The organism is uncultured Frigoribacterium sp. (assembly GCF_963515265.1).
In the GTDB taxonomy this organism is placed as follows: domain Bacteria; phylum Actinomycetota; class Actinomycetes; order Actinomycetales; family Microbacteriaceae; genus Frigoribacterium.
In genome coordinates, this window is sequence record NZ_CAUPYL010000141.1 from 1 (window position 1) to 6981 (window position 6981).

At 73.3% G+C, this 6981-nt stretch carries 8 protein-coding genes; 5 read left to right on the forward strand and 3 right to left on the reverse strand.

Going from position 1 to position 6981, the window contains the following annotated elements; all coding sequences use genetic code 11:
- Together RWM17_RS10740 and RWM17_RS10745 are read left to right on the forward strand one after the other, a co-directional pair.
- Positions 1-290: LuxR C-terminal-related transcriptional regulator (locus tag RWM17_RS10740; RefSeq protein WP_314103533.1), on the forward strand; the 290-nt coding region annotated here is incomplete at its 5' end.
- Between the two features lie 92 nt (positions 291-382).
- Positions 383-1255, forward strand: a complete 873-nt coding sequence (locus RWM17_RS10745; RefSeq protein WP_314103535.1) for a hypothetical protein — start codon at positions 383-385, stop codon at positions 1253-1255.
- 226 nt (positions 1256-1481) lie between these two features.
- Here the strand turns inward: RWM17_RS10745 and RWM17_RS10750 are convergent, their stop codons facing one another.
- Positions 1482-2456, reverse strand: coding sequence for an acetylxylan esterase (locus RWM17_RS10750; protein ID WP_314103537.1), 975 nt, complete (start codon positions 2454-2456; stop codon positions 1482-1484).
- Between the two features lie 90 nt (positions 2457-2546).
- On the reverse strand, positions 2547-3599 hold the full coding sequence (locus RWM17_RS10755; RefSeq protein WP_314103539.1) for an LLM class flavin-dependent oxidoreductase: 1053 nt from the start codon (positions 3597-3599) through the stop codon (positions 2547-2549).
- 96 nt (positions 3600-3695) lie between these two features.
- On the opposite strand from RWM17_RS10755, the gene RWM17_RS10760 reads away from it, so the two are divergent.
- On the forward strand, positions 3696-4097 hold the full coding sequence (locus RWM17_RS10760) for a hypothetical protein (protein WP_314103540.1): 402 nt from the start codon (positions 3696-3698) through the stop codon (positions 4095-4097).
- Positions 4098-4110: 13 nt separating this feature from the next.
- On the opposite strand, the gene RWM17_RS10765 is transcribed toward RWM17_RS10760, so the two are convergent.
- Positions 4111-5469 carry an MFS transporter gene (locus RWM17_RS10765; RefSeq protein WP_314103542.1) on the reverse strand — a complete coding sequence of 453 codons (1359 nt, stop codon included), beginning with the start codon at positions 5467-5469 and terminating at the stop codon, positions 4111-4113.
- A 188-nt stretch (positions 5470-5657) separates the two neighbouring features.
- On the opposite strand from RWM17_RS10765, the gene RWM17_RS10770 reads away from it, so the two are divergent.
- The gene (locus RWM17_RS10770) at positions 5658-6515 is read left to right on the forward strand and encodes a LysR substrate-binding domain-containing protein (protein ID WP_314103544.1); all 858 of its coding nucleotides are present in this window, start codon (positions 5658-5660) and stop codon (positions 6513-6515) included.
- 57 nt (positions 6516-6572) lie between these two features.
- Positions 6573-6980 (forward strand): hypothetical protein, encoded by a 408-nt coding sequence (locus RWM17_RS10775; RefSeq protein ID WP_314103546.1) that lies wholly within the window; start codon positions 6573-6575, stop codon positions 6978-6980.
- Position 6981: the final 1 nt, after the last annotated feature.

Here is a 6981-nt window from a genome sequence, read left to right on the forward strand (position 1 = left end):
ACCCGCGTGCGGCCAGGGCGCTGCTGCCGGACAGGTCGACGCCGGACGACCCGACGCGCACGCCGGCGACGCCCGCACCTGCCCCCGATCCCGGGCCGGTGCCGCTCGTCTCCGGCCGGGAGGCCGACGTGCTCCGCCTGCTCGGCCGCGGCCTCGCGAACAAGCAGATCGGCACCGAGCTCGGCATCAGCGAGCGCACGGTCAAGGCGCACGTCGGCAGCGTCTTCCGTCGGATCGGCGTCGCCGACCGCACGAGCGCCGCCCTGTGGGCGAGGGACAACGGGTACTAGTACCAAGGTCCGATGGTGTCGTGCGGCGGCCCCGGCGAGAGTGGTCGCAGGCCCGGGGGACGGGTCGCCCACCCCTCCACGAGGAGCCCGCCATGACCACCACCACATCTCTCGGCCGCACGGCCCGTCAGCTCCGCTCGGCGGTGCTCGTCGCGGCGGTCGTCGCCGGGTCGCTGGCTCTCTCGGCCGGCCCGGCCAGCGCCTCCGGCAAGACCAGCGCGGGCGGCGACTACCGCGTCACGATCGGAAGCACGACCTACGACCCCGCGCCCGGCAAGAGCGTCAAGGTCGGCGGCATCGTCCCCACCGGCCGCATCGCCGTGCGGGGCGTCAACAACGGCTTCGACATCGACGTCGCCACCCTGGGCGTCTACGACTACACGCTGACCGGCGCGCCGGACACGCAGCGGATGGTGACGGGGCCGACCGTCGTGTTCGCCTCCAAGGTGCCGACCCTCACGCCGGCCCAGCTCGCGGGCGCGACGATCAAGAGCCTCGAGGTGAAGGACGACACCCTCGTCGTGCTCTTCAGCACCGCCGGCGGCAAGTTCAAGATCCAGGCGAAGGACGGCGCCCAGGGCGGCATCTTCCAGATGGAGTCGGAGTTCGGCGCGCCCGTCGAGTTCACGCACACCCTCGGCGCCGGGCTGTTCTACTTCGTCAACCAGTACACGGGCAAGGTCAACTTCGGCGACGGCGTCGACCCCGTCACCTCGGGTGCCGGAGCGCACCAGATGCTGCTCGGCAAGGACAGCCCCCAGGTCGCGACGAAGACCCTGCAGACCGGCACCGTGACGAAGTGGGTCGTCCAGTCGGGCGGCCGACTCGGCGGAGTCCTCGGCGAGGACGCGATCGAGCTCAGCGCGGGCGCCACGAACTGCACGAGCCAGTGCCAGGCCCAGAACCAGATCCGCGGCTCGTTGCCGGTGCCGCCGCTGCCGCTCGACCCGACGCCGATCGGCTGACCCGGGTCCGTAGCACCCCTGGGGCCGAGCAGCCGCGTGCTGCTCGGCCCCTCCGTGGTGTCGCAGGCCGTGCTGGCGGGTTCCCGTCGTCCGCGGCGGGTCAGCGCCCACCCGCCGTCGGGCACGGGAACCCGCCACGCGCGACAAGGACCCTCCACGCGCGACAGCGACCCGCCGCGAGCGACAATGACCCGCCGCGAGTGACGGCTACCCGCCGGCTCCGGGACTACAGCCCGAACGCCCCGCGCAGCATCGCGAGCGCCTCGAGGTCGTCCTCGACCCCGCCGCCCTCGTGCCCGTTGTACGGCCACACGGTGATGTCCGCGTCGCCGCCGTAGGCGTGGAACGCGCCGAACACCGTCGACGGCGGGCAGGTCGCGTCCATCAGCGCCGTCGAGAACAGCGCGGGCGCCGTGGCCCGCTTCGCGAAGTTGACCCCGTCGAAGTACGACAGCACCTCGTGCACCTGCTCGGCGCGGTGGCGGTGCACGGCGAGGTAGCGGCCGATCTGCTTGTACGGGTCGCTGTCGGTGATGACGGAGGCGCGGCGGAAGTCGCAGAGGAACGGCACCCGCGGCACCGCGGCGACCAGCCCCTCGACGAGACCGGCGACGGCCAGCGTGATGCCGCCTCCCTGGCTGGTGCCCAGCACGGCGACGCGGTCGGCGTCGACGACGTCGAGCGACCGGGCGGCCTCGACGGCCCGGACGCCGTCGGTGTAGACGCGGCGGTAGTAGTAGCTCTCGGGGCTGTCGATCCCGCGGGTCATGACGCCGTCGGCGGCCGGGCCCGAGCCCCCGGAGTCGGCGGTGTCGCCCGTGCTCCAGAGCGAGCCCTGTCCCCGGGTGTCCATCTGCAGGTGCGCGAAGCCCGCGGAGGCCCAGAACAGGTTCTGCTGGGCGTGCCCTCGGCCGCCCCCGTAGCCGACGAACTCCACGACGGTGGGCAGCAGCTCGCCCGAGGCGGCGGCGCCGGCCGGCACCCGCAGCCACGCGCGCACGCGCTGGCCGTCGGCCCCGCGGAACGACACGTCGAGCACGTCGACGGTCGTGAGCCCGGTGTCCACGGGCTCCGCCTGGACGTCGAGGTCGTGCTCGCGTGCCTCGGCGAGGGTCCGGCGCCAGAAGTCGTCGAAGTCGTCGGGCTCGGTCTGGGTGCTGCGGTACGAGCGGAGGGCCGCCTCGTCGAGGTCCGTGTTCATGCAGACATGTCTACAGGCCGCGGGGCGGCGACGGGACGAGGAGGCGCGGCCCGCCTGCCAGACGGCAGGACGAGGAGGCGGTGGTCGCCCCTACGAGGCGCTGGTCGCGCGACCGAACGCCGGCGCCCACCCGATCGCCGGAGCGACGTGCTCGGCCACGGTCCGCAGCAGCCGGGCGTTGTAGTCGACGCCGAGCTGGTTCGGAACGGTCAGGTGCACGGTGTCGGCCGCCTGCACGGCCGCGTCGTCGGCGAGCTGGCGGGCGATGACGTCGGGCTCGCCGACGTAGCTCTTGCCGAAGCGCGACTGGACGCCGTCGAGCATGCCGACCTGGTCCTGCGAGTCGGCCTGGGCGCGGACCCCGAAGTACCGGACGTCCTCGTCGGTCGTGATCGGGATGACGCTGCGGCTGACGGCGACGCGCGGCTCACGGGCGTGCCCTGCCGCGGCCCACGCCGCCCGGAACACCGCGATCTGCTCGGCCTGCAGCTCGTCGAACGGCACGCCGGTGTCCTCGGTGAGCAGGGTGCTGCTCATCAGGTTCATGCCCTGCTCGCCGGTCCACTGCGCGGTCGCCCGGGTGCCGGAGCCCCACCAGATGCGCTCGCCGAGACCGGGCGACCGCGGCTCGATCGCGAGCGGGCTCGACCAGCCGGTCATGCGCGGGTCGCTCTGGGCGACCGCGTCGCCGTCGATCGCGCGGCGGAACAGCTCGGTGTGGCGGCGGGCCATGTCGGCGTCGGACTCGCCGTCCTCCGGCACGTGGCCGAACGCCTCGTAGCCGCGGAGCGACGTCTCGGGTGATCCTCGGCTGACACCGAGTTGCAGTCGTCCCGCGCTGATCAGGTCGGCGGCCGCGGCCTGCTCGGCCATCGAGAGCGGGTTCTCGTAGCGCATGTCGATGATGCCGGTGCCGAGCTCGATGCGGCTCGTGCGTGCGGCCATGGCGGCCAGCAACGGGAACGGGCTGGCCAGCTGCTTCGCGAAGTGGTGGACGCGCACCGAGGCGCCGTCGATGCCGATCTCCTCGGCGGCGACCGCCAGCTCGATCGACTGGACCAGCGCCTCCCGGGCGGTGGGCGTGCGGGAGCCGGGCACGTCCTGGTAGTGGCCGAACGAGAGGAACCCGATGCGCTTCGTCATGTTCGATGCCAACGCATGCACCGCCCCTTGCATTCCGCCCGAGATCGAGCGAGATCACAGGTGACGGGACGAGGAGGCGCCGCTAGCGTGGGACCCGTGGAGAACCGCTTCCGGATCGACGGCGACGACCTCGGGGTCGACCTGTGCGCCTCCTCGGTGACGATGGGCTCGGACGGGGTGGTCGACGCGACCATCGTCGCGGCCCGGGTGGCCGAGGTGGCCGACTGGTCGGACGACGCCCCGCGGCTCGAGTTCCGTGACGTGCCCCTCAAGTTCGACGGCGCCAGCTTCGGCGTCACGGTCGACGACGACCTGCTCGACGAGCACGAGATCTCGTTCTGGCTCGGCGAGTCGCTCGACGTCCACGGCCAGCTCAGCCTGGCGGCGGGGGAGCGGCTGCGCTTCGTCGGCACCACCCACGTGGCCGGCGAGCCCAAGGCGTGGCGTGTGGACGTGTCGATCCGCTTCGGCTCGCCCGGTCGCAGCGCCGCCGTCTGAGCCGCGACTGCGCCTAGCGCGAGGCGATCTCGACCACGGGCAGGTGCCGCCGCACGCGCATCTGCAGCGTGAGCTGTCCCCGCCGCGCGAGCACGAGCGCCGTCACGCCCGCGACGACCGCGGGCACGCCGCCCGAGATCACCATGGCCGTCGGCGTGCCGAGCAGCTCGACGATCCCGCCCATCAGCGGTCCGCCGACGGCCTGGCCGCCGAGCAGCACGAGAACGTAGAGCGACATCACCCGCCCGCGGATGCCGATGTTGCTCGACAGCTGCACCAGCTGGTTCGCCGACGTGAGGAACAGCAGCGACGCCAGCCCGACCGAGACGAGCACCAGGGCGAACGGCACGACGCCGGCGGCACCGCCGACGACCCCGGCGCCCGCCTGCAGCAGGCCGGTGACGAGCAGGCCCACGACGAGCGTCCGCAGCCGGATCGTGGCCCGCCGGGTCGACAGCAGAGCCCCCGTGAGGGCGCCCACCGCGATCATCGAGTTGAAGAGCCCGTAGCCGCCGGCGCCCACGTCGAAGACCTCGTCGGCGTACGACGCGAGCAGCACGGGCATAGTCAGGCCGAAGACGGCGTAGGAGGCGACGAGCACGACCGGCACGAGGATGGTCGGCTTCGCCCGGGCGTACGCGAGGCCCTCACGCAGCTGGCCCCGCGAGCGGGGAGCAGGCGCGGTGCGGGTCATCTGGGAGGTGCGGAGCAGGCCGAGCATGCCGACCACGAGCAGGCAGGCGACCCCGTTCACGGCGAACGCCCACCCCGCGCCGACCGCGAGCAGCAGCACGCCGCTGACCGCGGGGCCGATCATGCCGCCGAGCTGGAACACGCTCGAGTTGACGCTGATCGCGTTGCGGAGGTGGCGCTGGCCGACGAGCTCGCTCACGATCACCTGGCGGGCCGGGTTGTCGACCACGGTCACCAGGCCGGTCGCGAAGGCGATGGCGAAGACGTGCCAGGCCTCGACGACGCCGGTCAGGGTCAGCACGGCGAGCCCGATGCTCAGCACCGCGAAGACGCTCTGGGTGACGACCATCAGCGCCCGCTTCGAGAACCGGTCGACGAGCACGCCGCCGAGCAGGCCGAAGAAGAGCATCGGCGCGAACTGCATCGCCACGGTCACGCCCACGGCGGTCGCGCTGCCGGTCAGCTCGAGCACGAGCCAGTCCTGGGCGATGCGCTGCATCCAGCCGGCGGTCATCGCCACGAAGTTGCCGACCGTCCAGAGCCGGAAGTTCGGCACGCTGAGCGCGATGAAGGTGTGCCGCCACGGCGGGCGCTGCGTCGCGACGGGCAACGGGGCGGTGGCGGGGAAGGAGACGGCGGGGTCGACGACGGGGGTGCTGGCGGTGGACGGAGAGGACATCGGCGTTCCTGCGCTGGTGGGCGGCCCGGGGCGGTCGCGGCCGCCGGGGGAGGGGGCGAGGGGCCTCGGGGTGGTGAGCCGCGCCTCCTCGTCCCTCGACGGTAAGGCCGCCGACATCATTCGGACCCCCTATGGTGTGAATCACTGTCATGCGATCTTCGAATGACGCGACAGGAGGAGGCCTAGCCGTGTTCGACCCTGCCCTGCTGACGACGTTCCTCGCCGTCGCGGAGACGCGCAGCTTCACGGCCGCGGGCCTCCGTCTCGGCATCAGCCAGCCGACGGTGAGCCAGCACGTCGGCCGGCTCGAGAAGGCGGCGGGCCGCACCCTCGTGGTGCGGGACACCCGTGACGTGCGCCTCACGGACAACGGCGACGCGATGGCCGGCTTCGCCCGCACGATCCTCGCGGCGCACTCGGCGGCCGAGAGCTGGTTCAGCGGCTCGGCGATGCGCGGCCGCCTGCGCTTCGGGGCCGCGGACGACCTCGCCATCACGCAGCTGCCGCGCATCCTCCGGCACTTCCGGCAGCTGCACCCCGACGTCGACCTCGAGCTGACGGTGAACCAGAGCGGTCCTCTGCGACGGCGGCTCGCCTCCGGCCACCTCGATCTCATCTTCGTGAAGCAGACGGCGGGCGAGTCCGACGAGGGCCGTCGGGTCGCCGGCGACACGATGGTCTGGATCGGCCAGGAGAAGCTGCAGGTCGAGCCGGGCCGGCCGGTGCCCCTGATCGCCTACCAGGCGCCGAGCCTCAGCCGTCAGCTCGCGATCGGCGCCCTCGAGGCCAGCGGGCGCACCTGGCGCATCACCTGCAACACCCGCGACGTGAACGGCGTGCTCGCGGCGGTGCGGGCGGGCATGGGCGTCGCCGTGTTCCCCTTCTCGCTCATCCCCACCGACCTCGTCAAGGTCAGCGACCGCTTCTCGCTGCCCGACCTCGGAGACGTCGACTACGTGCTGGTCGCGAACCCCGCCGCACCGCGCGAGCCGGTCGAGGCGCTCACCTCGGCGATCATGAGCCGGGGCGTCCGCCGCGCCGTCTGACCTCCCCTCGGCCGGGTCGGGCCCGTCGAGGAGGCGCGGGCGAGCAGGATGGACCACATGAGCACCCGACGCACCCGCCACGCCCGCACCGCCTCCGTCCGCCGCACGGCCCTCCTCCTCGCGGCCGCCTGCGGCGTCTCCGGCGTGCTCCACCTGGTGCGCCCGAGCGCCTACGACGCGGTCGTGCCCCGCAGCATGCCCGGCCCGGCCCGCCTGTGGACGACGAGCTCCGGGGTCGCCGAGGTCGTCGTGGCCGGTGCCCTGCTCTCGACGGCGACGCGACGGGCGGGCGGCGCCCTCGCGGCCGCGCTCTTCGTCGCCGTGTTCCCGGCGAACGTGTCGATGGCGCTGCGGTCGCTCCGGAGCAGCCGCGCCGGGACGGCCCGACGGGTCGTCACCGTCGTCCGCCTGCCGCTGCAGGTGCCGCTCGTGGCGAGCGCGCTCGCCGTGCGCCGCGCCTCCTAGC